We start from the raw sequence: 25010 nt of genomic DNA, 5'->3' as shown, positions 1-25010 counted from the left end.
GGAAGCCCATGACCCGGACCATCGACCGCCGCCAGCTTTTGCGCGGCGCAACCCTCGCAGGGGGCGGACTCGCTTTATCGGCCTACATGCCGGCATGGGCGCAGACGACTTCCGGCGGCGTCGTCAAGCCGATGCCGACCGTCTCGGGTGACGACATCACCCTTCGCGTCGCGCACCAGATGATGATGATCGACGGGCGTGAGAGTCACGCGATCGGCATCAACGGCACCGCGCCCGCACCGCTGATCCGGTTGCGCGAAGGGCAGAATGCCCGGCTGACCCTCACCAACGCGCTGCCCGACGAGCAGACCTCGATCCACTGGCATGGACTGATCCTGCCTTTCCAGATGGACGGCGTCCCCGGCATCAGCTTCCCCGGCGTCGATCCGGGCAAGAGCTTCACCTACGAGTTTCCGGTCAAGCAGGCCGGCACCTACTGGTATCATAGCCATTCCGGCTTGCAGGAGCAGATGGGGCATTACGGCCCGCTGGTGATCGACCCGGCGGGCGAAGACCCGATCGCGCCCGACCGCGAGCACGTCATCATGCTGTCCGACCACAGCCAGCTTCACCCGCACGTCATCTTCCGCAAGCTCAAGATGCAGGGCGGCTATTTCAACTATCAGAAGCAGACGATCGCCGGGCTGCTACGCGGCGAGGGCCAGTCGGCGAAGGAGCGCGCCGACTGGGGCAAGATGCGGATGGACCCGACCGACGTCGCCGACGTGACCGGCTCGACCTATACCTATCTCGTCAACGGCCACGGCCCCTTGGACAACTGGACCGGGCTGTTCCGCCCCGGCGAGCGGGTGCGGCTTCGCGTCATCAACGCTTCCGCCATGACCACCTTCAATGTCCGCATCCCCGGCCTGAAAATGACCGTGGTGGCGTGCGACGGCCTGAATGTCCGGCCAGTGACGTTCGACGAGTTCCAGATCGGCGTCGCCGAGACCTACGACGTGATCGTCACCCCGACCGACGATCGCGCCTACACGCTCGTCGGCGAGAGCGTAGATCGCTCCGGCATGGCGCGCGCCACGCTCGCGCCCCGCGAGGGCATGGCCGCGGCGGTCCCGCCGCTTCGCAAGCGCCCGCTCGCCAGCATGAAGGACATGGGCATGGGCGGCATGGACATGAGCGGCGGTTCAATGGCCGGCATGGATCATGCCGCGATGGGCCATGCCATGCCCGCGACGGGTGCGGCGACTGGCGCGATGGCGGGCATGAACCAGGGTGGCGCTCCCCAGGCGGGTGCGGCCGTCGATCACGCCGCTATGGGGCATACGATGCCCGCCGAGGGAGCAGCCGCAAGCGGCATGGCCGGAATGGACCACGGGGCCATGCAGGGCGGCGCTAGCGGGCAGATGGCAGGTATGGATCACGGCGCGGGCGGCATGAATCACTCGATGCGCGACTTCTCGAATGCGCCGGGGGTCAAGAAGACTCCGACCGTGCAGACCATATCCCCGATGCCGATGGATCGTATGGGCGAGCCGGGCCAGGGGCTGGAAAATGTCGGACACAAGGTGCTGGTCTATCGCGACCTGATGGCCGTCGACCGCAACCCCGACGTGCGCGCGCCTGATCGCGCGATGCAAATCCACCTCACCGGCAACATGGAACGCTATATGTGGGCGTTCGACGGCGAGAAGCTGTCGGAGGTCAAAGACCCGATCCCATTCCTTGAGGGCGAGCGGGTGCGGGTGACGCTCGTCAACGACACGATGATGGGTCACCCGATCCATCTTCACGGCCACTTTTTCGAGCTGGTGACGGGGCATGGCGAGTTCGCACCGCGCAAGCACACCGTCATGGTTCAGCCGGGCGGGACCGCGACGTTCGACCTTACCGCCGATGCCGTCGGTGATTGGGCGTTCCACTGCCACATGCTTTACCACATGCACGCCGGCATGATGCAGGTCGTGACCGTCCGGCCACGCGGGGGAGACGCGGCATGAAGGCGCTTTCCCTACTCGTCGCCGCGGCCCCGATCGCGCTTGCGACCCCCGTCACCGCGCAGGATCACTCGATGCACAACATGCCGGGGATGACCATGCCGGCGAAGCCGGCAGCGAAGCCCCAGGCGAAGCCAACCGCCAAGCCGCGCCCCCCCGCTCGCACGAAAGCAAAGCCCGCACCAAAAAAGCCGTCGCCAGCTCCGGCCGCGGCGGCCGACCCGCACGCGGGCCACACCATGCCCGGAATGACGATGCCTGACGCCCCGACCCAGGCAGATCCCCATGCCGGGCACGTCATGCCCGATAGCGCGGCGGTAGCGACGCCGGCCAATCCTCACGCGGGCCATGACATGAGCGGCATGGCGGGCGGGATGAGCCACGATATGGGAACGGGGGGAACCGCCCTTCCCCCCGGCAACGCACCCGCCCCGGCCGCGCCCAAGCCGAATTATGCCGATCGCGTTTATTCGCCGCAGAAGATGGCCGATGCTCGTGCCATTCTTCGCGGCGAGCATGGTGGGAGCACTTTCTGGCAGGTCAATTTCAACTTGGCCGAGGTGCAGATACGCGACGGGAGCGATAGTTTCCGCTGGGATGGCGAAGCGTGGTTCGGGGGCGACATCAACCGGCTGACCGTCAAGACCGAGGGCGAAGGCGAGTTCGGGCGAAGCGTTGACGATGCCGAGGTGCAGGCGCTCTACAGCCGCGCGATCGGCCCCTACTTCAATCTCCAGGCCGGCATCCGCTATGACTTCAAGCCGAACCCCTCGCGCACCTACGCCACGCTCGGATTCGAGGGACTGGCACCCTATTGGTTCGACGTGGAGGGCGCGCTGTTTCTGTCCGACAAGGGCGACGTGCTGGGGCGGCTTGAGGGCTATTACGACCAGCGCATCACCCAGCGACTTGTCCTGCAACCGCGCGCCGAGCTTAATTTCGCGGCGCAGGACGTGCCGGAGAACGGTATCGGTTCGGGCCTGAGCGACATCGAGCTGGGGCTTCGCCTTCGTTACGAGATCAAGCGCGAGTTCGCGCCCTATATCGGCGTCTCCTACGATCGCCGTCTAGGCGACAGCGCCCGCTTCGCGCGCGCCGATGGCGAGGGCGTTGGCGGACCCAGCTTTGTTGTCGGCGTTCGGACGTGGTTCTGAGGGGCCGGCGCGCGAGGCTTCACCAGCTAGCGAGCAAGACGCATAAGTGGCTCGCGATCATTATCGGCATCCAGCTCCTCCTCTGGTTCACCAGTGGGACGGTGATGAGCTTCCTGCCGATCGACAAGGTGCATGGCGATCACCTCGTTGATCGGAAGACCGTCGCCCCTATACCGGCGGGCATGGCCTTGGCGTCGCCAGCGGACCTGACGAGAAGCGTCGGAACGCCCGTCACATCGCTCACCTATCGCATGTTGCTCGGGCGTCCCGTCGCCGAGCTGTCAACGGCCAAGGGCACCCGGCTTGCCGATGCGACCACGGGGGTGCTCCTGCCGGCTGCTAGCGCCGCCCAGGCCGAGGCCGTGGCACGCGCTGCTTGGCGAGGGGAAGGTCGACTGGTTGCTCGCGTGGAGCGGATCGAGCGTGCCGCACCCGAATATCGTGGCGCGCTCCCCGCATGGCGGATCGCGTTTGACGACCCCAACAACACCCGCGTCTTTGTCGCCAGTGACACAGGACGGATCACCGCTGTCAGGACAGGCACCTGGCGGCTTTACGATTTTTTCTGGGGTCTCCACATCATGGACTGGAAGAACCACGAGGACTTTAACACGCCTTGGCTGCTCGCTTTCGCGATCGGGGGGCTGGCGTTGTGGATAGGCGGCGCGGTTCTCCTGTGGATGCGCTGGCCCGTACGGCGACGCCGCAGATCGCCGGGAAGCTGACCCAGCAGCCAATCGCGTCCGACATGAGGGGTAGGTGCTCGCGCCGCGTAATTGACGTGAGAGGCATTTAACACCTCGCACCCCAGGAGATTGATGATGAAACTCGCACCCCTTTTCCTCGTCGCCGCGCTGGCGACCCCGGCTCTTGCACAGCAGGCGAACCACCAGGGCATGAACCACGGCAACATGGCCGGCATGAACCATGCGATGCCAGCGACCGCAGCCAACCCCTACGGTCCGGCCGAGATGAAAATGCACGAGAAGATGATGGCGGCGATGGGGGCCGACGCCGGCGAAACGTGGACGCGCAAGATGATCGAGCATCATCGTGGCGCGGTGGAAATGTCGCAGATCGCGCTTCGTAGCACACAGAATGCCGAGGTTCGCCGCGAGGCGCAGAAGGCCATCGCCAGCCAGAATCGCGAGATCGCCATGTTGAACGCTATGCTTCGCAAGATGGGCAAGCCCGCTCAATAAATGCATGGCCCCGCTCCCAACCGGGCGGGGCCGCCAACCAGGCATCGACCATGACCAATATGCGCTACCTGTTTGCCGCCCTCGCGCTGGGCGTCCCCTCCGTCGCCGTCGCGGCCGATGCGATCCTCGTGCATCGCGACCCCGGATGCGGGTGTTGCGGCGAATGGGCGAAGATCGTGAAGGCGCAGTTCGGCCGCACGGTGCGGATTGTTGACGATGCGAACCGTCCCGCAATGATGAAGGCACGCAGCGTCCCCGCCGACCTTGCATCCTGTCACACCGCGATAATCGACGGGATGACCTTCGAGGGTCATGTCCCGATCGCCGATATGAAGCGCGCGCTCGCGCAGCGTCCAAAGGGTGTCAGCGGTCTAGCGGTCGCCGGAATGCCGCTTGGATCACCCGGAATGGAAGTGCCGGGACGAGCGGCGCAGTCTTTCGAGGTCGTCGCGTTCGGGCCGAACGGGCGCAGGGTTTTCGCGCGCCATTGAGACGAAGGGGAGGCGCGAACGCCTCCCCCCGCCGACTTACTTCTTGGGCGCGCCCGGCATGTCGTGGCCGGCGTGGTCGCCGCCCTTCTTCATGTCCGCGCAGCAGTCCCCTTTGCCGTCCTTGCAGCAGTCCGCCCCCTCCTTGCAGCACGCCATGTCGGCGCAGCAGGAGCCGGCCGCGAACGCCGCGGTTGGGAGGGCGAGCGCCAGTGCGGCACCGATCAGTTTCAGCTTGGTCATCAGAAAATCTCCATCGATCAAATATGTGAGGTTGTTGAAGCGTCACACGGTTCGAGGAGGCGGTGTCGCCGGCGGGATCGGAGAACCGGCCAGCCCGGTCAGTAGAGCAGGCCAAGGCGCGACCGGATGGTTGGCGATCGGCTCGACCCGCACCAGGGCTTCGCCGGGAACGGCCGTGCAAGGCGTGGCGCAGCTCGATAGCGGAGCCTTTTTAACGGGCGCTGGCGTGCCATCGCCATCGCACCCGACCATCGCCGACGCGATCGGTGCGGCTTGCGCCGCCGTTTCGCAAAACGGGCCGAGACGCACTAGCAGCAGCGCCGCGAGCACGACCAGGACGGTCGCGCGAAGCGCTCGGGCTAAGGCTGGTGCTCCCTTCGTCATCCCGGCTATCGGCACTCTCTCCGATCCAATGTCAACGAGCGTCAGTGCGCCCCGGCGATGCCGATCGCGGCGGCGGCCATCCACAGCGCCATCGCCACCATCATCACGTTTTCGGTGAGCGAGATGAAGCCTAGGGGCACGTTGCTGTCCCCGCCCACGCACGCGCACTTCAGCTCACGCTTGTCGATATAGACGGCCTTGAACACCGACACCGCCCCGATCGAGCCGATGAACAGCGCGACCGGCACCGACAGCCAGGTAAGCGCGCCCGCGATCATCAGCACGCCCGCTCCGCCTTCCGCGAACGGGTAGATATAGGAGTAGGGCACCCAGCGCTTGGCGAGCAGATCGTAGTTGAGGAACATGCTCGAAAAGCTCTCGATGTTCTGGAGCTTGAGCAGCGCCAGCACACACATCGAGAAGGCGATGAACCATTCGATCGCGCGAATTGTGAACGGCGTGCCCAGCACCGCGTAGCTGGCGGCGAGCGCCATCAGCGCCGTCATCGTGAACAGCGCGATCACCGGTCGATAGGTAAGCGCCTTGGGGTCGCGGACGGTCTTGCCGAAAAAGCGGCGCAGATCGTCATAGCCGCCTACCCGCTCGCCACCGATGAAGGTTTGCGGCGTGGTCTTGACCCCGTGCTTTGCTTTGAAGGCATCCGTTTCGTCGCGCGTCGTCAGCCAGTGGTCATCGACCGCATAGCCTTGGCGACGCAGAAGGTCTTTCGCCTTCAGTCCATAGGGGCAGGTGTGTTCAGACATCACCATCCGGTAGATCGTCGCCTGTTTGACGGGGGCGGTCGCCATGTCGCTTCTCCAGCTTGCTCGCCCCACCTATATAGGGTCCGTACCATAGTCCGGAGTCAAGACATGGCGAGCATCACGATTGCGGGGCTGGCGCGAGAGGGCGGCGTGGGCGTCGAGACGGTACGTTACTACCAGCGCCGCGGCTTGCTCGACACGCCCGACCGGCCGAACGGGGCCGGGATCGCGGGTGGCGTCCGGCGCTATGGGGTGCAGGACGTGCGCCGGCTCCGCTTCATTCGATCAGCTCAGGCAGCCGGATTCACGCTTGAACAGATCGGCGAGCTGCTAGCGCTGGACGCGACCGACGATCGCGCCCGCGCCCGCGAGCTTGCGACCGAACGCATTGCGGCATTGGATGAGAAGATCGTGGACCTTAAGCGGGTGCGCGCCTCGCTTCTCCGGCTCGCGCAGGAGTGCGGGTCCAGCTCGACAGGTCCATGCCCTATACTGACCGCGTTCGAGCAGGGCTGACCTTGTTGAACATAGGTGTCAAAACCGGTCGAGACTGTTGAAAAACTCGGCGAGCAGGCAGTGCGGCCACCTCGCGCGTAATATGATTGCTTGCAGGTCGCCTCTTTTGCACAAGAGGTTGCGACGGTCGGGGCGATACAAGAAGAATATTGCTCGGACCAACGCCTCTTCCGCGCCGGAGCTACTTTTTCAACAGCCTCGTTCGGTTTTGACACTACCGTTCTCGTCGCGCGTCGCGCACGATCTCCCAGGCCGATTGTAGAAATACGACCGCGATGACGCCGGCGACCACGAGGTCCGGCCAGCCACTGCCGGTCCACGCCACTAGGCCGGCCGCGACGATCACGGCCACGTTGTTGAGGGCGTCGTTGCGCGAGAATAGCCAGATGGCGCGCCCCTGAGCGTCGCCAGCTTTGCGAAACCGCGCCAGGACGAGCGCCGCGGCCACGTTGACGACCAGTGCCGCCACGCCGATGCCGCCCATGAACAACGCTTCCGGCGGTTCGGCGTCGAGCGCGCGGACGATCGCCGTTCCGATCACGCCTAGCCCGAGCGCCCCTAGGAACAGCCCCTGGACGAGCGCGACGCGCGAGCGCGCCCGCGCGCTCCATCCTAGTGCCAGCAGGCCGACGAACGTGATGGAGCCGTCGCCGAGAAAATCGAGCGAGTCCGCCTTGAGCGCCTGCGAGCCCGTCCAGAAGCCGCCGACGAGTTCGGCGAAGCCGAAGCCGACATTAAGGATGACGACGATCCATAGTGCGCGGCGGTAGGCTGGATCGACCTTGGCACGGTCCTGATCGCCCGTGCAGCCGCAATCGTCGCTCACGTCACCGCTCCGGCGGGCGCGGATCGGATTGATGCCGGGCTGAACGCTTCAAGGATGCTGCACTCGGACATGGTGCCGCCCCGGCACGAGGTCAGAAGCGCCGCCAACTCGCGCCGCAACGCGGACAGGTCTGCGATCTTGCGGTCGATCGCGGCCAGGTGCCCGGTGGCGAGTTCGTCTATCGAACCGCAGTCGCGGCCGGGATCGCTCGCCAAGTCGAGTAGGGCGCGCACTTGGTCGAGCGAGAACCCTAGGTCTCGCGCGCGCCGGATGAAGGTGAGCCGGGAAAGGTCGCGCGGCGTGTAGGAGCGATAGTTGCCCTCCGTCCGCGCGGGCGCGTCGATGAGTCCTTCCTTCTCATACCAGCGCACGGTTTCGACCTTGGTGTCGGCCGCCTTGGCGAGCTTTCCGATAGTGAGCGCCTGTTCCATGCCTTGACCCTGTAGCGGCTACAGGCTGCATATAGGTCGTTATCCCGATTCGGTCGAGCCGATGGTCGCGGCATCCGCAGCGAACAATGAGCCCGCCAGAGTGAGCAACGACGAACCTGCATGACCTTCAAGAACAACGCGCCAAGCCGACCGGCTTCAACTCACCTGTTCCTTGCCAGCGCCGCAGCGGTGCTGGCGATCGGCATCGCGAGCCCGACGCGCGCCCAGGAGACGCAGCTGGCTCAGATCGAGGCCGAAGCGCCCGAGGAGGAGGAAGGCGAGGAGATTATTGTTCAGGGGACTCGTTCCGGCCGCCGCGTGCAGGACGAGGCGATCCGGGTGGAGGTGATCGACCGGGAGGAGATCGAGGAGAAGAACCTCATGGTCCCCGGTAACATCAGCATGATCGTCGCTGAAACCGGCGGCTTGAGGGTGCAGGTCACTTCTCCCGGGCTTGGCGCGGCGAATGTCCGGGTACGGGGGCTGGAGGGTCGCTACACGCAAATCCTATCGGACGGGCTTCCGCTCTACGGCGGCCAGGCCGCCGGCATCGGCCTGTTGCAGATACCGCCGACCGACTTGGGTCAGGTGGAGGTCATTAAGGGCGCGGCGTCAGCCCTTTACGGCCCGTCCGCGCTAGGCGGCGTCATCAATCTCGTCTCGCGTCGCCCGAGTGATGAGCCGGTGGCCGAGGCGCTGTTGAACGCCACCACCCGCAACGGCCAAGACGCGACCGGCTACGCGTCAACGCCGCTGGGAGGCGGGTTCGGGGCGTCGATCACCGGCGGTGCGCATCGCCAGCGCGCCCAAGACTTGGACGGCGACGGTTGGGCGGACATGCCCGGCTTCGAGCGGTTCACGGTGCGCCCGCGCCTGTTTTTCAAAGGGGCGGACGGCACGAGTGCGCTGCTCACGATCGGCGCGATGAGGGAGAACCGCGACGGCGGCACCCTACCCGGGCGCACCGTGCCGGACGGGCGACCGTTCCAGCAGGACCAGGACAGCACGAGACTGGACGCCGGGCTTGTCGCCGAGAAGCCGATCGACGGCCTTGGCATCTTGCGGGTGCGCGCGTCCGGCGTGACGCAGGATCACCGGCACAGGTTCGGCGATGTGGTGGAGGACGACCGGCACCGCACCGCGTTCGGCGAAGCGTCGATTGGCGATCGGGCAGGGGCGACGAGCTGGGTGGCGGGCGTCGCCTTCCAGGTCGATGATTACCGCAACGAGACGTTTGCCGCGTTCGACTACACCTACACCGCGCCCGGTGTGTTCGGGCAGGTGGAGCATGACCTTCGCCCCGACGTGACGATTGCCGGCAGCGCACGGGCCGACTTCCACAGCGATTACGGCACCCGGCTTTCCCCGCGCGTGTCGCTGCTCTGGCGGCCCGACCGTTGGACGGTGCGCGCGTCAGTCGGGCGCGGCTTCTTCGCGCCTACGCCGTTCGTGGACGAGATCGAGGACGCCGGGCTGTCGCGGCTGGAGCCGCTGGCAGGTTTGAAGGCCGAGGTGGCGGACACCGCCTCGCTCGACATAGGCTATGTGCGCGGCCGGACCGAGGTGAACGCTTCGCTGTTCGCGTCGCGTGTCGACAACGCCTTGCGGCTTGACTCGACCGGGCCGGCAAGCGTCCGGCTCGTCTCCGTGAACGGCATCACGCGCACTAGCGGCGTCGAGCTGCTGGTGCGGCAGCGCTGGGATGCGTTCAGCATCACCGGCAGCTACGTCCACATCGACGCGACCGAGCCAAGCTCGGTGGGAGGACGGCAGCGGATTGAGCGCACCCCGCGCGACACCGCGGGCGTGACCGCGATATGGGAAGCGGAGGGCAAGGGCCGACTCGGCTTCGAGGCTTACTATACCGGACGGCAGCGGTTGGAGGACAATCCCTACCGCGACCGCAGCCGTCCCTATGTGGAGCTAGGCGTGTTGGGCGAGATCATCCTTGGCCGCGCCAGCCTGTTCCTCAATGCCGAAAACATCCTTGGCGTCCGACAGACCAAATACGACCCGATCCTACGTCCGACCCGGGGGTCGGATGGGCGCTGGACCGTGGACGTGTGGGCTCCGACCGAGGGATTCGTGTTGAACGGCGGCGTCCGGCTCCGCTTTGGCCGGAACTGACCCGAGCTACCGGTGTCAAAACCGGTCGGTTTTGACGCTGCAGACTCGACCACGGTATTCCGAGGGTTTGCGTGTGTCAGAACCCCGGTTCAGAATGTCAGTTTCCAAAACCGGCAACATGCCGCGGCTACGTCTGCCTTTGGGTCGGTTGCTGACAGGGCCGCCCGCAATCCCATCGGGTGACCACGTTGATTCCACGGCCAATCACGGCCGTGGAGACGAACAATGGGACATGCACAATATGATCCTGCCACGCACCGCCGCCCTGTGTGGAATGCGGGCAAGACGGTCGGCACGAAGCGACCGCTGACGCAGAAGCAAATCTGGGCGGTTCGCTTCTTCCTGGATCGGGAAGGCCGCCTCCGCGACAGAGCGCTTTTCGACCTAGCGATCGACAGCAAGTTGCGAGGCTGCGATCTCGTGAAGATCAGGATCGGCGACCTCGTCTCCGGGCCTGATATCAGAACTCGAGCGATCGTCGTGCAGCAGAAGACCGGACGCCCTGTCCAGTTCGAGCTTACGGCCGATGTCAGGGCAAGCCTCCTCGCGTGGCTCGAACGCCGCGGCGGCACTGTCCACGACTACGCTTTTCCGAGCCGCGTCGATCATGCGGGGCATCTCAGCACGAGGCAGTATGCCCGGCTCGTAGACGAGTGGGTCGATGCGGTCGGACTTCGCCGGGCCGAGTACGGGACGCACTCGCTTCGCCGCACAAAAGCATCAATGATCTACAAGGCCACCGGGAACCTTCGGGCGATCCAGATCCTGCTGGGCCACACGAAGATCGAGAACACTGTCAGGTACCTCGGCGTGGACATCGAAGATGCCCTCGTCCTGGCTGAACGGACCGAAATCTGACCCTGGGGCGGCCCATCTCAACGAGCGGTGGGTCGCTTCCATGCCAGACCGCTGCCGACCCAAAGTCGGTCGTAGCCGAGGCACGTTGCCGATCTCCGGAGCGGACATTCTGAACCACGGTTCTGACACACGCAAACCCTTGAGAGGCCGTGGTAGGTTCCACAGCGTCACAACCGACCGGTTATGACGACTTTCCCGATTGAGATGGTATTTTGGGATCATGGCTCGGTTAGCCGGTGCCACCTGAGACATCGGGAGCGACCTTGGGGTCGGGCTCCTGCGCCTTGCCGGTTGCGGGTGCCGCCTTCTGATGCGGCATGGCGGTGAGATAGGCGACGATTGCGTCGACATCCTTCTCGGCCACCGGCGCCTTGTACACCTCGCGCATCTTGGTGACGGTCGCCTTCCACTGATCCGCCGATAGCGCAGGCTGGGTCAGCGCCATACTGGCCGAGTGGCACGAGGTGCAGTTGGCGTTGATAACGTCGGCGTGCGGACCATCGGGATAGGTCGCGTCGTCGACCGGCAGGTCGACGCTGGTCGAGGCAAGCGAGAAGCCGCGGGCCGACACGCTGACGGGGGGCGCCGGTTCGGACGTCTCGGAGATCGGGGCAGACGCCTTGCGGCTGCTCGGCGCCCCTATCGAGACGAGGATGATACCGGTCAGGCCAATCAAGCCAGCGGCCATTACGCCGGGAGACGGGGTCTTCATGGATTGCTCGCTCCTCAGGCCGCAATGATGGTGGTGGTTTCGATGTTGCCGCGCATGAACCCGCCGGGGTTCCAGATCGGCTTCATCGGCTGAGCGACACCGTTGGCGTTCCAGCAGCGCACCATGATGGGGTTGGGACCGCGCCTAAGCGGCACGCGACCATCCCAGCGCCGGAAGCTATACTTGCCTTCGTCCGCTCCGAGCGTCGTCCTGTACCAAGTGCGGCCACCGTCGGATGAGACATCGACCTTGGCGACGCCGCAGTCGCCGCCCATCGCGATCCCGCCAACCGGGATGGACGCTTCATAGGCGATCGCCTGGCCATCCGGCAGGCTGGTCATCCAGCTACGCGGGATCATGCGGTTAATCGGGACGGTCGGGAAGTCTTTCTGTCCCGGCATCACGTTGGCGCCCGGCGTCGCCGGAATCTTGTAAGCCTTGGCCATCCAATATTGGTCGTCAGGGCCGGGCAGCACCTCGATCCCGTTCAGCATCTTGACCCAATAGGTCGAGTACCAGCCCGGCACGATCAACCGGCAGGGAAAGCCGTTGAGGAGCGGCAGCTGCTCGCCGTTCATGCCGAAGGCGATCATCACCTCGCCGTCGCGGGCATGGTCGAGCCCAAGCGCCTTCTCGAAGTCGGGGGCGCCAGCGACGACCGGCTGATCGAGAGCGCCGAAGCGCACCTGTACCGCGCCTGCCTTGACCCCGGCGAGATCAAGCACGTCGCGCAGGCGCACGCCGAGCCATTTGGCATTGCCCATCGCGCCGTTGCCCCATTGCGCGCCGGCGACACGCGGCTGGAACAGCCCACGGCTGTTGCCCGAACACTGGTTGACGGCGGCCATCTCGACCCGCGGCAGGCGCAGCAGTTGGGCGAGGCTGATCGACAGCGGTCTGTTGACGTGGCCGAAGACCTTGAGGCGAAAGCTCTCGACGTCGATCGAGGTCGGGATGTCGGCCCAGTGCCAGCGGACGAAGAACTGGTCGTTGGGCGTGAACACCGACTTGTCGAACACGTCCATCGGCGTCTCCAACAGCGGAGGATGGATGCGTTGGAGGATCATGCTGCCCTTGCCAGGAAAGGCGCTGGTCATCGGCCGCTCGGCATTGCCGCCAGGCAGCTTCAGGTCGACGAGCTGCTGCGCCAGCGCAGGTGCTGCGGCAAGGCCGGCGGTGCCGAGCGCCGTACGCCTGAGAAAGCGGCGACGGCTGGTTTCAATCGCCAGCGCGGCGTCAAAATTGTCCATGAAAAGGCTCTCCTGTGGCCAGCCACGCTGGCGGATCGAAGGGGCGTTCTGCAAGTGATCGGACCGACTGATCCGATCATCAGGGTGGATCAGTTCGGGGTAGCGATGCAGGGCGAGACGAACAGGTTGCCGCGCCATGCTCCGGCGAGCGTCTTGGCACCGACCAGCAGCCACATCGCCGCGAGCGCGATCGTCAGCACCGTGCCGACGATACCGAAGAAACCGAGGTTCAGCGTCGTGCCGAGCCGGAAAGTGGCGACGGTGTAGACGCCGAGCGGGAAGGTATAGCCCCACCAGCCCAGGTTGAACGGCACGCCGGCGCGCCAGTAGCGGATGGTGATGAGCGTCGCGAGCGCCAGCCACCACAGGCCGAAACCCCACAGGCAGAGCCCGGCGACGACGCCGATCCCTTGCGCGACGGTACCGACACCGACCAGCCCGTGCGCCGCGAGGATCGCCGGCGCATCCGCACCAAGCACCAGCATACCCAGCGCCCCGGTGCCGATCGGCCCCAGCGCGAGCCAGGAGGATGCCGCCATGCTCTCGTGCGGGAGCTTGTGGAGCGCCATGCGCAGGATCAGAATAGCGAGGATGCCAAACGCGACCGGCACCGAATAGGCCCACAGCACATACGAGGTCGCGAGCGTCACGATCTGCGCGTGGGGATCGGTCAGATGCGGAGCGAGCAGCCCGCCGCTGGCACCCGCCACTTCCGCTGCGACGACCGGCAGCAGCCATACCGCGGTCATGCCGTCCAGGCTGTGCTCGTGGCGGGTAAACATCAGGTAGGGGATCAACACGCCGCAGGCGAGCGACATGGCGACGTCGATCCACCACAGGACGTGTGCGACCGGCACGATGCCGTTACCGAATCGCGCGATCCCGAAGGCGAGACATCCGTTGATGATCGTCGCCAGGCCCATCGGGATGGTCCCGATGAACATCGACACGGTGTTGTGGCCGAAGATGCGCCGTGCCTCATGCCCGAACATCGCCCAGCGCGCGCCATAGAGACCGGCGAACAGGATGAAGAGCGCGATGTTGAAGAACCACAACACCTCGCCAATCGGTTTGAGCGCGGGGCCGATGCCGGGCACCTGCGGCAGCGCGAGAGCGAGGATGCCGGTGCCCATGGTCGCGGCAAACCAGTTGGGTGTGAACTGGCGGATCATCTCGCGCGGGTGATCGAGCCTGCTTAGCGGCTTGAGGCCGGTCAGGGCCGAAGGTGCGTCGGCAGTCATGCGACCTGCTCCTTGATGAGGTCCGTCAGCGCGTCGGCCGCGCGGGTGCGATAGCGTTCCTTGTGGCGCAGCGCGTGGAAGGCGCGATCGGGTAACTCAAGCGCCAGCTCGACCAGATCGCCGGCCTTGAGCGCGCGTGCGACGACCAATCGCGACAACACAGCGACGCCGGCACCGGCCTCGACCGCGGTACGCACCGCCTCGTTGGACGGCAGCGTCATCGCTACCGTCAGCTGGGCCGGATCAAACCCGCGCGTTCGCAGCACGTCCTCGAAGGTCGAGCGCGTGCCCGAACCCTGCTCGCGGACGATCCAGCGTGCAGCGCGAAGCCAGTCCTCGTCGACACGCTCGGCGTCCCTGCGTCCGACCAGCACCATCGGATCGCGTCCGACTTCCCAATGCGCCAGCGCTGGTTCGTCCACTTCGCCTTCAACGAAACCGAGTTCCGCCGCTCCGCTAAGGACCTGCGCTGCCGCGCCTTCGGTGTTGTCGATCGCCAGCTCGACCGCGATCTGCGGGTGGCGCTCGTGGAAGGCGGCAAGCCTTGCGGGCAACCAGTAGCTTGCGATCGTCTGGCTGGCGACGATCCGCAACGAACCACGGGCAAGCCCGGCATAGTCCGCCAGCATCGTCTCGGCATGCGCTGCCCGCCCCAGCACCGCGCGCGCTTCCTCCAGAAAGCCGCGGCCCGCTTCGGTCAGCTGGATGCCACGCCCGACGCGGTGAAACAGAGGAACCCCGTAGCGCGCTTCGAGGGCCGCGACCGCGCCGGAGGCAGCGGACTGCGTGACGTTCAGCACCTCTGCTGCCTTGGTGACGTGTTCGCGCTCGGCGACACCGACGAAGATTCTGAGCTGCTCCAGGGTCATGCAGCTTGTATCGCGGAAACTGATCGATACGACCAACCGTTTGATCTGTTTATTTCAATCTGGATATCGGAACGATCGGTAATCCTTCGTCTGCGATAGTCTTGAAGACTTGAAGCGATCCGCGCGCTTGCGGCGTTGGTTCGTCCATGACTGATATGATCGAGCGCAAATCCGAGCCCTACAACGCCGAGCCGACGCCCGGCGCGCTGATCGAGCGGTTCCTGACGCCGCAGGCGCTGTTCTACGTGCGCAGCCATGGTGCGGTGCCTGATCTGCCTGCCGATCACCGGATCGAGGTCAGCGGGATGAGCATGGAAAGACGCTCCTTCTCGGTGGAGGAATTGAAGAGCGCGTTGGCCACGCGGACGGTGACGGCAGTTCTCCAGTGCGCCGGCAACCGGCGCACGGATCTTCAGCAGGTCGCAAAAACGTCCGGCGACCCGTGGGACGTGGGCGCGATCGGCAATGCGGAGTGGACCGGCGTACGACTGTCCGACGTACTGGATGCCGTCGGTGCGCCGGATGCGTCCGACCTGTTTGTGGCGTTCACCGGCGCGGACGAGGTGGACGTCGAAGGCGAGGAAGCATCGTTCGGGGTCTCGATCGCCATGGACAAGGCGCGGCAACCCGACGTCCTCATTGCCTGGGCGATGAACGGCGAGCCGCTGACGCCCGAACACGGCGCACCGCTCCGCATGGTGGTGCCGGGCTATGCCGGGGTGCGGAGCGCCAAATGGCTGACACGGATCGAGGTGCGTGACACGCCATCCGACGCACCGATCCAGGCGCACGACTACAAGCTCTTTCCTGCCGATGTGACGAGCGACACCGCCGACTGGAGCCAGGGTCTGACCATCAATGCCATGCCGCTCAACGCCGCGATCTGCGCGCCCGGCTCTGGCGAAGCCCTGCCGGCCGGGGAGGTGCGGATCGAGGGCTATGCCATCGCCTATGATCGCCGCGTCTCTCGGGTCGAAGTGTCGGTGACCGGTGGTCGCGACTGGCAACAGGCGACGTTCGCCGATGATCCGGAGACGCACTGGGGTTGGCGGCGCTGGACCCTTGACGCCACGCTCGCCAAGGGGCGCCAGCACCTTGTCGTGCGCGCCTTTGACGGGGCTGGACAGGGACAGCCCGAACGGCCGGACACGATGTGGAACTTCGCCGGCTATCTGTGCACCGCCTGGCATCACGTCCACGTGCTGGTCGAATGATCGAAGCGTTAGCGGCATCGGACATCGGCTTCTGGATCGATGCGATCGGCCGGCTGGTGATTGCGACCGCGGCCGGGATGGTGCTCGGCTGGGAACGCTCGCGCGAGAACCGGCAGATCATGGGCTTGCGGACGCTGGGTCTGGTCGGCCTGGCGAGCTGCATCGCCGTGCAGGCGATCGTGCACAGTGGCTTGCCGAATGTGAACGCCGATGCCGCAGGACGGGCGATGCAGGGCATTCTGTCCGGCGTCGGCTTCATCGGTGCCGGCGCTGTGCTGCGGGTCGGCCAGGGTCAGGAAGTGCATGGGCTGGCGACCGCCGCGTGCATCTGGGTGACAGCCACGATCGGCGCGGCAGCAGGGTTGGCGGTGTGGCCGCTCATCATCGGCGGGTTGAGCCTTGCGATGCTCGTACTGTTCGTCGGCGCTCCGCTCGAACGTCGCATTCGCGAGCGGGCCAGGCTGACTCCGGCAGAGGCCGACCGGAAGGATGCCGAGCGCAAGCCGTGATCCCGCTGGTCCGCCCAGTGCCTGTCGGCGCTGAGAACCGGCCAGGCGCTATCAGGACACAAGCGCCGCATCGGCCTGGCGCCGGACCTCGTTGGCGATCGGATGCAGCTCGGCAGCGGGGCGCTCCCCCACCACACTATAGCCGATCCCGTCGACCGCCCATGTGACCCGGCCCATGGTCCCGCTGGACGTGCTGGTCATGCTTGCGCTCTTGTCGATTTGCATGGGCCTCGTCAGCACCGCGAGCTTCGACGCTTGCGGTCCATCATAAAGGAGCAGCGCCGCAGGGCCGTGGGGCGTCGCGACCAATCGCCCCCCGCCATAGCGGTAACCCGCTGTGCTGAGGTCCGGGATGGTCACGCGCTCACCCAATCGAGCGGAGGTCCATCGGATCAGCATGGCGCGCTGGTCGGGGCCGATCTCCGCTGGTCGTATCCGGTCGGCGGCATAGACACGGAAATTGTCACTCGCCTCGTTGGCCAGCGCCGCGATACCCGCGCGGGGTTCGCCACTCCAACGCGCGCTCGACCAGCCCCCGCCAAACCCGACCGTCAACAGAAGCGACGCGGCGATGGCGAGTTGCCAACGCGGTTGGCGTTGCCGTCCCCTGATGGCTGCAACGCGCATCGTCGCCGGGATAGGTTCATCCGCGATCGGGGCGAACAGGGATGCAAGGGCTCGCGCCTGCTCCGCCTGCTCCCGCAAACGGGCATGCATGTCCGGCTGGCCTTCAAGGTAGGCGTCGACCAGACGCTGCCGCTCGGGCGACAGCCTTCCATCGATCCACGCGGCCAGATCGTCTTCTCCGATCGGGCTGGTCATCGCACACTCCTCAATCGCGGCCGTTCACCCTCTCGGATGAGTGTCGCCAGACGGTCGCGCCCCCGCGATATTCGCGACATCACCGTTCCCAGCGGCACTCCTACGACGGCAGCGACTTCCCCATATGACAGACCTTCGACCGAGATGAGCAGCAGCACCGTCCGCTGCTCCTCGGGCAACGCATCAAGGGCGCGCAACAGGTCGCGGTGGTGCAGACCCGTGTCCTGATCGGCCGGGCGGCCGAGCGCAGCGTCGTCTACGAGGTGGAGCGGAACCGCCGTACCTCGCCGGATATGCTGCCGCCTTTGATCGATCAACAGGTTGTGCAGGATCGCATAAAGCCAGGGGCGAACCTCCGTGCCACGCCGCTGCCGCCAGCGCCCGACCGCGCGCTCAAGGCAATCCTGCACCACGTCATCCGCCATCGCCTGATCGCGCAACCACGACCGGGCATAGCGACGCAGACCAGGGATCAGTGATTCGATCGCGGCGGCAAGCGGGTCCATTTCAGTCGCGCTGCACCTGCACGATGCGGCCCGGCGCACCATTTACCACCTCAGCTACCGCCAGAAAACGCCGGGGTGCCGCGGTGCTGCCTTGAACGATCTGCCGGATCGGTCCCGACGCATTGACGATCGCCGCACCTGCCGGGTTGCTCATGAAGTTCGCAAGCGGCTCTACCGCACCGCTGCCGTCCGCATTGGCGGTCAGCACGAGCATGTAAGGCTTTTTGGGCTGTAAACCGGTAACGGCACTCTGCACCACCTGAATGATACCCTGGTCGAAGAGGGTAATGCTGCTTGCCGCGCGGCTGCCGCCAACCGGCCCCATATTCAGATGCAACGCCTTGCCGGCCGTGCCGAGCGGTTGAAGATTGTCGGTGCCGGGGCCTGTCGGAACAGCGTTGGGGACATAGGCGATCGCCTGCGGTGCCTGTCCGACCGGCACGGTGGCAACGACCTTGTTGCCGGCGGTGTCGATCGCGGCAAGTTCATCGGCATTCTCCAGCCCGATATAGATGCGCCGGCCGTCGCCCGATGGCCAGACGCCGTGCGGCATCTTGCCGACCGGGATGGTGGCGACAAGCGCGAAGTCGGACGTGCGGAACACCTTCACCGCGTTTTCCCCGCCCACCGTGACATAGGCGAACTGTCCCCTGACCGTGCGGGCGAAGTTGACGTGATTGGTGATCGGTCCGGTATCCAGCACCTTGAGGATCGCGAAAGGCGGCCTGGCATCGAATGCGACCGTCTTGCCGATGTCCTTCAGCGTGAACCACACCTGCTTGCCGTCCGGCGTCGCGGCGATGTTGGGACAGAACGGACTCGGCTGCGCCACCTGTCCGACCTGCGCGTGGGTTGCAACATCGAACACGGCCAGCACCGGATTGAACGAGGAACAGACATAGCCGTATCGGCCATCGGGAGAGAAGATCGTCATGCCCGGACCACCGGGCGTCTTGATACGCCCCGTCTCCTTGTACGTCGTGGGGTCGAGCACGGCGATGTAATCCTCGCCGCGTACCGTAACCCACACCTCCTTGCCGTCCGGTGTGAAGAACGCCTCATGCGGACTGCGCCCGACATACGTCGTGTGCTTGACGGTGTTGGTGGCGGTGTCGATCCACGACACGGCGTTGGATCCGATCGACACGACCGCCAGTGTTTTCCCGTCCGGCGAGAAGCCGAGGCCGTGAACCAGCACCTGCCCCTTGTAGAGCGGGGAAAAATTCATCGGCTGCGGATCGCCGAGCTTGATGACGCCGAGCAACCTGTTGTCGGCCGGGTCCGTCACCGACACCGTGTTGGAGAATTGTTCGGATGCATAGACGCGGTCGCGGTGGCTGACAGGCACGTCCTTGGCGTTCCACGGCGCCTGCTGGGCCATGGCAATGCCCGGTGCGGCGCTCATCAGCAAGGCGGCCGAGCGCAGGAAGGTCCGGATCATGTCAGTGCTCCATATGGCTGTGGTGGTCGCCGCCCTGCGTCGGGGCTGGCGTCGAACGGGGTAGCGGCTGACCGATCGCCAACTTCATGGCGGCGATCTCCTGCTGCTGATCGATGATGATCTCCTGCGCAATGCGCTTGAGCTGCTCGTTATGGCCGTAGCGCAGCTCTGCCACCGCCATATCAATGGCGCCCTGGTGATGCGGAAGCATCATCGCGACGAAGTCGCGGTCGACGTCGCCGGACGGCTTGACCATCATGCCCGCCATCATCCGGTCCATCGCGGCAGATATCATGCTGGCGTATCCATCGGCGGGGGCGGCCGCGACTGCGCCGGTGAGCAGAACCGAAGCGGTCAGACCCAGCATCCAATTTCGTCTACGCATAAGCCTCCGGCGCATCAGTCTCGAAAGCGTAGACGACGCCCGTCGGGGTTTATTCCATGGGTGAGCCAATTATTGATCCTCAGCAAAACAATGGTCTCATCGTGACCCTGCCGTTGGTTGACCAGGTCGCCGTCGGACAGCATATGCTCAGGCAAGGCGATGGATTTCCGCCGGGCCATTCGGCCGAACCGCCCTCGCAAGGGCCGATGATTCCTACCAGGCGCCGCAAGGCAGCAAGGAGGAATCGTGCGCGCGACATTTCGCAATCTCTACGACCAGTTCAACATGGCAGCGTTCATTCGCGATCGCCGCACCCATGCCATGTCGGTGCTGCGGTGGGCTTTGATCCTGATCCCGATGGCCGCAACGGTGGGAACGCTCTGCGCAGCCTTCCTGTGGAGCCTCGATGCCGTGACCCGGCTTCGCTTTGCCTTTCCCTGGCTGCTCTACCTGCTGCCGATCGGCGGGTTCATGGTCGGACTGCTCTACCATCTGACAGGGCGCTCGGTCGAAGGCGGTAACAACCTCATCGTCGAGCAAATCCATGAACCAGGGGGCGGTGTGCCGCTGCGCATGGCCCCGCTCATCTTCTTCGGCACGGTCGTGACGCACCTGTTCGGGGGATCGGCGGGGCGTGAAGGCACCGCCGTGCAATTGGGCGGCAGCCTTTCCAGCGGCTTCGGCCGCGCACTCAAGCTGGATGCGGAAGCGACACGCATCCTGCTGAAGACCGGAATCGCGGCGGGCTTCGGCGCGGTCTTCGGGACGCCGATCGCGGGCGCGGTCTTCGCGCTGGAGGTCCTGGCGATCGGCCGGGTCGAGTATCGTGCGCTAGTGCCATGCCTGGTCGCGGCACTGGTGGGTGACTGGACCTGTCTTTCCTGGGGCATTCATCACGGCGCCTACCTTGTCGATGCGACAGTGCCGGTCGACGCTCTAATTGTCATCAAGGCTGGCGTCGCGGGCGTCGTATTCGGGTTGGTCGGACTAGCTTTTGCGGAGGCCAATCATGCGCTTGGCGGATGGCTGAAGCGCATGGTGCCTTATGGCCCACTACGACCCGTCATCGGGGGCGTGGCCGTGATCGCACTGGTCGGGCTGTTCGGCACGCGGGACTATCTCGGTCTGGGCACGCTGGCGGCGACGCCGGACGGCCTGACCATCGCCAGCTTCTTTGGTCCCGACACCCATCCATGGAGCGGGGCGTTGAAGCTGCTCTTCACCGTCGTCACCCTGAGCACTGGCTTCAAGGGCGGAGAGGTGACACCGCTGTTCTTCATCGGCGCGGCGCTCGGCAATGCACTCGCGCCCATGTTCGGAGTCCCGACGGGGGTCTTCGCGGCGATCGGCTTCGTTGCGCTGTTCGCGGGTGCTGCCAACACGCCGCTTGCCTGCACGTTCATGGGGATCGAGTTGTTCGGGGCGGCCTATGCTGTGCCGATCGCGGTCGCATGCTTCGTCGCCTACCTTTGCTCGGGTCATAACGGCATTTATCTGTCGCAGCGCGTCGCAGTCCCCAAGGTGCCTGCTGCGCACCTCACACCCGATGCGACCCTGCGTGATGCCCGCACGCACGGTGCTTCCCGCCGACGCTCGCGCGTCTGATCCTGCTTCCTATCGAAAGGCCCGTTATGCCTGATCGTTTCAACGTCCAGCACCGCGAGGTTGGAATGCTGCGCATCTATTTGAAGCCGTCTGACAAGGTCGGCCCACGTCGCTTCTGGGGTGCGAAACCTTTTTATCGCGAGCTGATCCGCACCGCGAAGGCGGACGGCATCATCAACGCCGTCGCGCAGAACATGCATTACGGCTCCAGCAATCGCGGCCCAGCGGCTTTCAACCGTTCCGATCCTGAAAGCTGACTGGCAGGAAAGTCCCCAATGTCGGTCACCACGGTCCGCGCCGGAAGCGAGGTGAACAAATGGCCGCTTCCGGGAAAGCGCTCGGTCAAGCTGAACGTCGGGAACTGGTCGGCACCTGCCGTCCCGAATGGGAACGGCCAGTGAGACGACCATGTCGACGGCTCAGTCGATCCGCTCCCATTAGGCCCGTTTTCCCAAAACCCGTTCCCGAAACCGTTTTCCCAAAATGGCTTGGTCGACATGGAGTTAAGGGAATGGGGGAATGTCCGATCGAAGTCGGGCGCCCACCAAGACCTGGCGGGCAGTTACCGGAAGTCACGGGCAGGGAGCGGTCCTGCGAGTCACTCGTGCGTGGAACGGCGAGTCATATCGACTGGAGCCAACAGTTCAACGCGCAAAGGCGATCGTCGCCTGACGAGCGATAAGCTGCCAGCCCCCCGTACGCTTCGCCCAGATGTCCGTGAATGGCCGCGTGACCTGCTTGCCTGCACCTGGTCCATTGATCGGGATCATCGTGTCGTATCCCATGACGATCGTCACCTCGGGTTTCTCGCCGACGAAGGTGATGTGCTTTCGAAAGTCCCGGTAGTCGAGGAAATCACGCTCCATCACCGCGATGACCTCCTCACGTTGTAGGACCGTGTTGTTTGGCGAGTTCACCACGAAGTCATCAGCCCAGACCGTCCTGACGCCATTTGCATCGTGCGCCATCATCGCTTTGCCCAGCCGCCCGTAGGCTTGGCCGATCTCTGGCGGCATTTGAACGCCAGGAGCAAGCTGTGCGTACACAGGTGTTGCGGCAACAAGAGCCAAAAGCGGTGCGGCGATCCTGTACATCATGTCTTCTCCGATGCGCTTTTCCCATATTGGCTCTGCTAGGGGGGCATCGCAACAGAACTGAACACGCTGGCGGGCGGTTAGTCGATCCAGATGGCCCCACCCATGCTACGCTCTGCGTTGTGGGCGGCGATCGCGGCGCGGATGACGGCGGCGGCGTCCGCCTTCGATAGCGGCCGGTCTTTGCGCGAGCGCAGCAGGCGTTCGGGGCCCCTCTCCGCACCGGCCTTGTAGATGGGCTGCACCTTGCCGATGCGGTTGCCCAGGACGCGCGAGAGCCGGCGTCGGATCGTCGACGCAGGGGACGTTTGCCCGATCGCCCCCGCAGCGCCCGGATCGGAACCGATCATGCGCTCGTCGATCTCAAGGGTCTTCAGATCTGATCGACCGCGCGCGAGCGCGATCAGTGCGGCGTCAGTGGCGGCATCGGAACGCATCGAGGCCCCGACTATCGCGGCGTCGTAGGCGCGAACGACGAGCGCGACCGAGGGCGTGACGAGGTCGTCGCCGTCGAGCACGGGGAGCCGGATCCAGCAACGGCCGACGACGACCACGCCGCATCCGGCGGGATCGACCTGCATCTGCCGCGCCGCGATCATCATCTTCCAGACCGTCGTCGCCTTGGGCGCGGCCAGACCCCGCGCCTCACAGGCGGCTGCGACCGCCGCGGTCGCCTGGGCGATGGTCGCGGTCGGGCTCAGCCCTGCGATGGCGGCCTCGGCGGTCGCCTTCACCTCCGCGTCGAGCTGCCGCGGGCCGACCGGACGCGGCTTGCCCTTCGACCGTCCCGATTGGGCCACGCTGTCGGCGGACGGCTGGGACCGCCATGCGCGTACCAGCGCCTTGAATTGGTTGATGCTGAGGTCGAGCATCGCGGCGTGACGTCGCACATCGTTGTCGTCAGGTGCGGCGAGCGCGACGAACGACCTCACTACGGCGATCCGCCGACGGACCTCGACACGACGCATGGGGTCGACACCGGAGAGATCGATGTCGCCGTCGTCCGACGCGGGGGGCGGTGCGGCCGAATGGTCATCCGTTGCAGACACGGCGATGCCGCCCGCGATCTCGGGTTCTACCATCTTTTCCACTCCAATCGTGATGTCGGATGCGTCGTCGCATCGGCGCGGTAGGCCGCGGCCGCAGGTCCGGCCTGATGGCTCTCGGTCTCTCCGTCGGCTTGGCGGACTAGGCGGCGCCTATGCGGATGCCGGCATCCGCCGCATTCCGGCGTCGTGGACGCTCAGGTTGCGGATCGATCGCCCGCCGGTTGGCGGCCGTCGTGACGCCAAGCCGGGCACAGGCCCTAGACGGAGCCTGCCGGTAGCCGTTCGGGACGCTCAGCCAAGCGTGGTTCTTAAATCATGTGCCCATTCAACGAAGCATGGCCCGGCGGGTGGGAGACCGCGTCAGTCGTCCCGGTTACAGGCCGGGCACGATCAATGGATGTGGTCTGCACGGTCGAGATTCTGGTCGCACGTCGGGATCGCCCGATCAGCGAATGGTAGTGACCACAGGTCGGAGGCGCTCGGCAACGGATCGTCAACGGATGCGCTTTACGCCCGTCTCGATTCCACCACCGGGGACCAGCCCTTGAAGACCGATATCCACACCGCGCATGAGTTTCGCGGCGACCTCTATCGCGAAGGTGAAGAGAGGGCCGACCTGCTGAAGCGCATCAAGGCGCATCTGGCGGAGACGTTCCCGGGCATGAAGGCGACGATGCGCTTTGGCGGTGATTGGTATCACTCCAGCCTGACCGTCTCAATCTTGGGCTACTCCACAGCCGACCTGTCGGTTCGGGAGGAAGGCTCCGCCGCGCGGCGCCTCATCGATGCCGAACTCAAACGGTTCACGCGCCACGACTGGGAGCCGCATTACGGACTTCGCAACGTGTCGCTCTACACCAGCACCCAGATCGATCCGTCACTGCACGCGGCGGCGTTGCAGGATGCACCATCGCTGCAACCGCGGCTTAGTTTCGCAGAATTCACGCGGCAGGCTCGTCCAGGCGACGTGTTGGAACACATCGCCGGCGTTCTGCCCCATCAGGGCGCCCGTGTGGAGATCGTGGCGATCTCGTCGCGACGCCTGACCACACGCGCAGCTGACGGCGCCGAGAATGGTGATGCCCGGCGAACGCCGATCCAGGGCGGGGCATGCTTCCAAAGCGACGGGGAGACCGTCTGCTTCCGTCACAGCGGCTTCGCGTCGGTCGGCGGCTACAGCCACATGCGCTGGCTGCGGGCAGCCTGATCGACGGTAGGTCTTTCGCCATCGCACGGGAGACGGCGGCCGCCGACCTCACCGACGATGGTCGACAATGGGGTGACGGTGCGATGTGCAGGACGATCTTGACGGCGGGGCGGCTGGACATGCCGGAAGAGCTCGGTCCTCGCGGCGAAGTCCAGAGG

27 protein-coding genes and 1 riboswitch are annotated in these 25010 nt (G+C 65.4%); of the genes, 13 read left to right on the top strand and 14 right to left on the bottom strand.

Annotated elements, in window-relative coordinates; translation table 11 throughout:
• The first annotated feature begins 8 nt into the window (after window positions 1–8).
• The 5 genes from ASE50_RS10000 (at window position 9) to ASE50_RS09980 (ending at window position 4802) form a co-directional block, all read left to right on the top strand.
• The gene (locus ASE50_RS10000; RefSeq protein WP_056399377.1) at window positions 9–1958 is read left to right on the top strand and encodes a copper resistance system multicopper oxidase; all 1950 of its coding nucleotides are present in this window, start codon (window positions 9–11) and stop codon (window positions 1956–1958) included.
• Complete coding sequence (locus tag ASE50_RS09995; protein ID WP_056399372.1) at window positions 1955–3109, top strand: copper resistance protein B; 1155 nt, start codon at window positions 1955–1957, stop codon at window positions 3107–3109. The genes ASE50_RS10000 and ASE50_RS09995 overlap by 4 nt, the downstream gene beginning before the upstream one ends.
• Window positions 3100–3834 carry a PepSY domain-containing protein gene (locus tag ASE50_RS09990; protein WP_055818797.1) on the top strand — a complete coding sequence of 245 codons (735 nt, stop codon included), beginning with the start codon at window positions 3100–3102 and terminating at the stop codon, window positions 3832–3834. The genes ASE50_RS09995 and ASE50_RS09990 overlap by 10 nt, the downstream gene beginning before the upstream one ends.
• Window positions 3835–3927: 93 nt before the next feature.
• Window positions 3928–4311, top strand: a complete 384-nt coding sequence (locus tag ASE50_RS09985; protein WP_055818800.1) for a DUF305 domain-containing protein — start codon at window positions 3928–3930, stop codon at window positions 4309–4311.
• A gap of 59 nt (window positions 4312–4370) precedes the next feature.
• Window positions 4371–4802 (top strand): DUF411 domain-containing protein, encoded by a 432-nt coding sequence (locus ASE50_RS09980; RefSeq protein WP_055819568.1) that lies wholly within the window; start codon window positions 4371–4373, stop codon window positions 4800–4802.
• Window positions 4803–4838: 36 nt separating this feature from the next.
• Here ASE50_RS09980 and ASE50_RS09975 read toward each other — a convergent pair whose 3' ends face one another.
• Together ASE50_RS09975 and ASE50_RS09970 are read right to left on the bottom strand one after the other, a co-directional pair.
• Window positions 4839–5042 carry a hypothetical protein gene (locus tag ASE50_RS09975; protein WP_055818803.1) on the bottom strand — a complete coding sequence of 68 codons (204 nt, stop codon included), beginning with the start codon at window positions 5040–5042 and terminating at the stop codon, window positions 4839–4841.
• Window positions 5043–5467: 425 nt separating this feature from the next.
• Complete coding sequence (locus ASE50_RS09970; RefSeq protein ID WP_055818807.1) at window positions 5468–6235, bottom strand: MauE/DoxX family redox-associated membrane protein; 768 nt, start codon at window positions 6233–6235, stop codon at window positions 5468–5470.
• 63 nt (window positions 6236–6298) lie between these two features.
• Here ASE50_RS09970 and ASE50_RS09965 point away from each other — a divergent pair, with 63 nt between their 5' ends.
• Window positions 6299–6706, top strand: coding sequence for a MerR family transcriptional regulator (locus ASE50_RS09965; protein ID WP_056399364.1), 408 nt, complete (start codon window positions 6299–6301; stop codon window positions 6704–6706).
• Between the two features lie 214 nt (window positions 6707–6920).
• Here the strand turns inward: ASE50_RS09965 and ASE50_RS09960 are convergent, their stop codons facing one another.
• Window positions 6921–7532: a cation diffusion facilitator family transporter gene (locus ASE50_RS09960; RefSeq protein ID WP_056399361.1), complete on the bottom strand. Its 612-nt coding sequence runs from the start codon at window positions 7530–7532 to the stop codon at window positions 6921–6923.
• Entirely contained in the window at window positions 7529–7963 is a 435-nt protein-coding gene (locus ASE50_RS09955) for a MerR family transcriptional regulator (RefSeq protein ID WP_055818817.1), read from the bottom strand. The genes ASE50_RS09960 and ASE50_RS09955 overlap by 4 nt, the downstream gene beginning before the upstream one ends.
• 120 nt (window positions 7964–8083) lie before the next feature.
• Between ASE50_RS09955 and ASE50_RS09950 the strand changes: the two genes are divergently transcribed.
• Together ASE50_RS09950 and ASE50_RS09945 are read left to right on the top strand one after the other, a co-directional pair.
• The gene (locus tag ASE50_RS09950; protein ID WP_055818822.1) at window positions 8084–10090 is read left to right on the top strand and encodes a TonB-dependent receptor plug domain-containing protein; all 2007 of its coding nucleotides are present in this window, start codon (window positions 8084–8086) and stop codon (window positions 10088–10090) included.
• A gap of 225 nt (window positions 10091–10315) precedes the next feature.
• Window positions 10316–10948, top strand: coding sequence for a tyrosine-type recombinase/integrase (locus ASE50_RS09945; RefSeq protein ID WP_056399358.1), 633 nt, complete (start codon window positions 10316–10318; stop codon window positions 10946–10948).
• A 229-nt stretch (window positions 10949–11177) separates the two neighbouring features.
• Here ASE50_RS09945 and ASE50_RS09940 read toward each other — a convergent pair whose 3' ends face one another.
• From ASE50_RS09940 to ASE50_RS09925, 4 genes are all read right to left on the bottom strand, one after another.
• Window positions 11178–11660, bottom strand: a complete 483-nt coding sequence (locus tag ASE50_RS09940) for a c-type cytochrome (RefSeq protein ID WP_055998767.1) — start codon at window positions 11658–11660, stop codon at window positions 11178–11180.
• Between the two features lie 14 nt (window positions 11661–11674).
• Complete coding sequence (locus ASE50_RS09935) at window positions 11675–12910, bottom strand: molybdopterin-dependent oxidoreductase (protein WP_056399355.1); 1236 nt, start codon at window positions 12908–12910, stop codon at window positions 11675–11677.
• 89 nt (window positions 12911–12999) lie between these two features.
• Complete coding sequence (locus ASE50_RS09930) at window positions 13000–14151, bottom strand: TDT family transporter (protein WP_055982116.1); 1152 nt, start codon at window positions 14149–14151, stop codon at window positions 13000–13002.
• Entirely contained in the window at window positions 14148–15020 is an 873-nt protein-coding gene (locus ASE50_RS09925; protein ID WP_055982119.1) for a LysR family transcriptional regulator, read from the bottom strand. Before ASE50_RS09925 ends, ASE50_RS09930 begins: the two co-directional genes overlap by 4 nt.
• Before the next feature lie 146 nt (window positions 15021–15166).
• On the opposite strand from ASE50_RS09925, the gene ASE50_RS09920 reads away from it, so the two are divergent.
• Both ASE50_RS09920 and ASE50_RS09915 read left to right on the top strand, forming a co-directional pair.
• A complete protein-coding gene (locus tag ASE50_RS09920) occupies window positions 15167–16234 on the top strand; it encodes a sulfite oxidase (protein WP_055998759.1) in 1068 nt (355 codons plus the stop codon).
• Window positions 16231–16743 carry an MgtC/SapB family protein gene (locus ASE50_RS09915; protein WP_055998757.1) on the top strand — a complete coding sequence of 171 codons (513 nt, stop codon included), beginning with the start codon at window positions 16231–16233 and terminating at the stop codon, window positions 16741–16743. The genes ASE50_RS09920 and ASE50_RS09915 overlap by 4 nt, the downstream gene beginning before the upstream one ends.
• A 51-nt stretch (window positions 16744–16794) precedes the next feature.
• On the opposite strand, the gene ASE50_RS09910 is transcribed toward ASE50_RS09915, so the two are convergent.
• The 4 genes from ASE50_RS09910 to ASE50_RS09895 are packed head-to-tail and all read right to left on the bottom strand — an operon-like array spanning window position 16795 to window position 19879.
• Window positions 16795–17565 (bottom strand): anti-sigma factor family protein, encoded by a 771-nt coding sequence (locus ASE50_RS09910; protein WP_055998755.1) that lies wholly within the window; start codon window positions 17563–17565, stop codon window positions 16795–16797.
• On the bottom strand, window positions 17562–18071 hold the full coding sequence (locus ASE50_RS09905; RefSeq protein WP_055998753.1) for an RNA polymerase sigma factor: 510 nt from the start codon (window positions 18069–18071) through the stop codon (window positions 17562–17564). Before ASE50_RS09905 ends, ASE50_RS09910 begins: the two co-directional genes overlap by 4 nt.
• A gap of 1 nt (window position 18072) precedes the next feature.
• Window positions 18073–19512, bottom strand: a complete 1440-nt coding sequence (locus tag ASE50_RS09900) for a beta-propeller fold lactonase family protein (RefSeq protein WP_056399353.1) — start codon at window positions 19510–19512, stop codon at window positions 18073–18075.
• A 1-nt stretch (window position 19513) separates the two neighbouring features.
• A complete protein-coding gene (locus ASE50_RS09895; RefSeq protein ID WP_200909505.1) occupies window positions 19514–19879 on the bottom strand; it encodes a DUF305 domain-containing protein in 366 nt (121 codons plus the stop codon).
• 164 nt (window positions 19880–20043) lie between these two features.
• Window positions 20044–20120, top strand: a riboswitch (Fluoride riboswitch).
• Between the two features lie 23 nt (window positions 20121–20143).
• On the opposite strand from ASE50_RS09895, the gene ASE50_RS09890 reads away from it, so the two are divergent.
• Together ASE50_RS09890 and ASE50_RS09885 are read left to right on the top strand one after the other, a co-directional pair.
• Window positions 20144–21502, top strand: a complete 1359-nt coding sequence (locus tag ASE50_RS09890) for a voltage-gated chloride channel family protein (RefSeq protein WP_056399351.1) — start codon at window positions 20144–20146, stop codon at window positions 21500–21502.
• A gap of 26 nt (window positions 21503–21528) precedes the next feature.
• Window positions 21529–21759: a DUF190 domain-containing protein gene (locus ASE50_RS09885; RefSeq protein ID WP_235512280.1), complete on the top strand. Its 231-nt coding sequence runs from the start codon at window positions 21529–21531 to the stop codon at window positions 21757–21759.
• Between the two features lie 387 nt (window positions 21760–22146).
• Here the strand turns inward: ASE50_RS09885 and ASE50_RS09880 are convergent, their stop codons facing one another.
• Window positions 22147–22599 carry a nuclear transport factor 2 family protein gene (locus ASE50_RS09880; RefSeq protein WP_056399348.1) on the bottom strand — a complete coding sequence of 151 codons (453 nt, stop codon included), beginning with the start codon at window positions 22597–22599 and terminating at the stop codon, window positions 22147–22149.
• A 77-nt stretch (window positions 22600–22676) separates the two neighbouring features.
• On the bottom strand, window positions 22677–23678 hold the full coding sequence (locus tag ASE50_RS09875; RefSeq protein ID WP_156347386.1) for a hypothetical protein: 1002 nt from the start codon (window positions 23676–23678) through the stop codon (window positions 22677–22679).
• Between the two features lie 511 nt (window positions 23679–24189).
• On the opposite strand from ASE50_RS09875, the gene ASE50_RS09870 reads away from it, so the two are divergent.
• A complete protein-coding gene (locus ASE50_RS09870) occupies window positions 24190–24852 on the top strand; it encodes a hypothetical protein (protein WP_056399340.1) in 663 nt (220 codons plus the stop codon).
• The last annotated feature ends 158 nt before the right edge of the window (window positions 24853–25010 follow it).

It is taken from the genome of Sphingomonas sp. Leaf5, from assembly GCF_001421155.1.
GTDB lineage: Bacteria > Pseudomonadota > Alphaproteobacteria > Sphingomonadales > Sphingomonadaceae > Sphingomonas.
This window is presented reverse-complemented; position numbering and strand designations above follow the sequence as displayed.

Excerpts from the sequence above, each read along its gene's own strand:
- ASE50_RS09995 (WP_056399372.1), top strand. The coding sequence starts at position 1,955 with ATGAAGGCGCTTTCCCTACTCGTCGCCGCGGCCCCGATCGCGCTTGCG.
- ASE50_RS10000 (WP_056399377.1), top strand. The coding sequence starts at position 9 with ATGACCCGGACCATCGACCGCCGCCAGCTTTTGCGCGGCGCAACCCTC.
- ASE50_RS09915 (WP_055998757.1), top strand. The coding sequence starts at position 16,231 with ATGATCGAAGCGTTAGCGGCATCGGACATCGGCTTCTGGATCGATGCG.
- ASE50_RS09875 (WP_156347386.1), bottom strand. The coding sequence starts at position 23,678 with ATGGTAGAACCCGAGATCGCGGGCGGCATCGCCGTGTCTGCAACGGAT.
- ASE50_RS09910 (WP_055998755.1), bottom strand. The coding sequence starts at position 17,565 with ATGACCAGCCCGATCGGAGAAGACGATCTGGCCGCGTGGATCGATGGA.
- ASE50_RS09925 (WP_055982119.1), bottom strand. The coding sequence starts at position 15,020 with ATGACCCTGGAGCAGCTCAGAATCTTCGTCGGTGTCGCCGAGCGCGAA.
- ASE50_RS09885 (WP_235512280.1), top strand. The coding sequence starts at position 21,529 with ATGCCTGATCGTTTCAACGTCCAGCACCGCGAGGTTGGAATGCTGCGC.
- ASE50_RS09945 (WP_056399358.1), top strand. The coding sequence starts at position 10,316 with ATGGGACATGCACAATATGATCCTGCCACGCACCGCCGCCCTGTGTGG.
- ASE50_RS09965 (WP_056399364.1), top strand. The coding sequence starts at position 6,299 with ATGGCGAGCATCACGATTGCGGGGCTGGCGCGAGAGGGCGGCGTGGGC.
- ASE50_RS09980 (WP_055819568.1), top strand. The coding sequence starts at position 4,371 with ATGCGCTACCTGTTTGCCGCCCTCGCGCTGGGCGTCCCCTCCGTCGCC.
- ASE50_RS09905 (WP_055998753.1), bottom strand. The coding sequence starts at position 18,071 with ATGGACCCGCTTGCCGCCGCGATCGAATCACTGATCCCTGGTCTGCGT.
- ASE50_RS09955 (WP_055818817.1), bottom strand. The coding sequence starts at position 7,963 with ATGGAACAGGCGCTCACTATCGGAAAGCTCGCCAAGGCGGCCGACACC.
- ASE50_RS09935 (WP_056399355.1), bottom strand. The coding sequence starts at position 12,910 with ATGGACAATTTTGACGCCGCGCTGGCGATTGAAACCAGCCGTCGCCGC.
- ASE50_RS09930 (WP_055982116.1), bottom strand. The coding sequence starts at position 14,151 with ATGACTGCCGACGCACCTTCGGCCCTGACCGGCCTCAAGCCGCTAAGC.
- ASE50_RS09940 (WP_055998767.1), bottom strand. The coding sequence starts at position 11,660 with ATGAAGACCCCGTCTCCCGGCGTAATGGCCGCTGGCTTGATTGGCCTG.
- ASE50_RS09950 (WP_055818822.1), top strand. The coding sequence starts at position 8,084 with ATGACCTTCAAGAACAACGCGCCAAGCCGACCGGCTTCAACTCACCTG.
- ASE50_RS09985 (WP_055818800.1), top strand. The coding sequence starts at position 3,928 with ATGATGAAACTCGCACCCCTTTTCCTCGTCGCCGCGCTGGCGACCCCG.
- ASE50_RS09895 (WP_200909505.1), bottom strand. The coding sequence starts at position 19,879 with ATGCTGGGTCTGACCGCTTCGGTTCTGCTCACCGGCGCAGTCGCGGCC.
- ASE50_RS09970 (WP_055818807.1), bottom strand. The coding sequence starts at position 6,235 with ATGGCGACCGCCCCCGTCAAACAGGCGACGATCTACCGGATGGTGATG.
- ASE50_RS09920 (WP_055998759.1), top strand. The coding sequence starts at position 15,167 with ATGACTGATATGATCGAGCGCAAATCCGAGCCCTACAACGCCGAGCCG.
- ASE50_RS09975 (WP_055818803.1), bottom strand. The coding sequence starts at position 5,042 with ATGACCAAGCTGAAACTGATCGGTGCCGCACTGGCGCTCGCCCTCCCA.
- ASE50_RS09900 (WP_056399353.1), bottom strand. The coding sequence starts at position 19,512 with ATGATCCGGACCTTCCTGCGCTCGGCCGCCTTGCTGATGAGCGCCGCA.
- ASE50_RS09880 (WP_056399348.1), bottom strand. The coding sequence starts at position 22,599 with ATGATGTACAGGATCGCCGCACCGCTTTTGGCTCTTGTTGCCGCAACA.